Origin of the sequence: Sphingomonas sp. RB1R13 (genome assembly GCF_036663775.1) — a bacterium.
Classification (GTDB): Bacteria; Pseudomonadota; Alphaproteobacteria; order Sphingomonadales; family Sphingomonadaceae; genus Sphingomicrobium.
Map to the genome: position 1 here is coordinate 1 of NZ_JAXOJM010000091.1, position 1110 is coordinate 1110.

Below are 1110 nucleotides of genomic sequence, written 5' to 3' on the forward strand. Positions count from 1 at the left end.
CGGTCGGGACCCAGCTGGCCGTTATCCTCGGGGCGGATTTCGCGACCGTCATAGGCCTCGACATCGCCGCGTGCCTCAATCCAGTTACGGCGGATCTGCGGCAGGCCCGCCATGATGTCGATGCGCGCGTTCGGGTCGGTATAGGGGCCGCTGGTGTCGTACACGCGCACGGGGGGCTCGCCCGAGGACGGATCGAGCTGGATTTCGCGCATCGCGACGTTCAGCCGGCCGACGTGAATCTTCTTCGAGCCACGGATCGGGCCGGTGGTCACGCCGATTTCGGCCTTTGCGGGGATATCTGCCATAGTCGTCCACTCCATGCGGAGGAAACGGACCATGAGAGATGGGGCCGCTCCCTCCCTACGCCGGTATCAACCGGATCAGGTTCAGCGGGTCGGGGGCTCTTGCCCCCCTCTCAAGCGCAGGCCAGCGCTCCCCCGGGGATGGGACCTGCATAAGCGGTTTCGCGGCGAAGCAGAAGGGGTTTCGCGCAGGCGACGCGATCACAAAAAAGGCCCCGACCGGCCAGGGGACTAGCGACCGATCGGGGCCCAGGACCCTTGGGAGGGAAAGGGTTATCCGCTGGCGGCGCTGGTGCGGACGTTGCCGTTCAGGCCGCCGGGGAAGAAGCCGCCGCCGGTCACCGCCGCCTTGTTGAGATAGACGACGTTCAGCACCTGGCCCGGCGTGCGGACAAAGGCGATGGCGTTGCTGTCGGCGGGGACGATATTGGCCACCTGCGTCCCGTTGACGGTCGCCACGATGCCCTGGTCGAGATCGGTCGACCCGTCCAGGCTGTCGCGGGCGTCCGAGATCTTGCCCGCATTGGTGATGAGCGCCGCGTTGCTCAGCCCCTTGCGGTACAAGGTCGTGCGGACCAGACCGGCATGATAGGCCTCGGCCGCGTGGATGCCCGCCGCCGCCTCGACATAGGTCTTGTTGGTCAGCAGGGTGACGCCGCCCATATAGGCGGTGACGCCGACATCCTCGAACAGGAACGCGCCCAGCAGGAAGGCCTCGTCCGAGGCATAAGGGTCGAAGGTCGATCCGCTGGCAATCACGCCCGCCGCGACCGCCGCCGCCGTGAACGCGCCGCTGGCGTCGCCCGAC

Annotated in this window: 1 protein-coding gene, 1 pseudogene and 1 riboswitch; the gene and the pseudogene both read right to left on the reverse strand. The window is 67.4% G+C overall.

Annotation, left to right across the window (positions count from 1 at the left end; genetic code table 11):
• A pseudogene (locus tag U1700_RS15155) lies at positions 1 to 305 on the reverse strand (phosphomethylpyrimidine synthase ThiC); the annotation flags it as partial.
• Positions 306 to 340: 35 nt separating this feature from the next.
• Positions 341 to 449, reverse strand: a riboswitch (TPP riboswitch).
• Positions 450 to 575: 126 nt separating this feature from the next.
• A partial coding sequence (locus U1700_RS15160) for a ferritin-like domain-containing protein (RefSeq protein WP_332753501.1) occupies positions 576 to 1110 on the reverse strand: 535 nt, incomplete at its 5' end.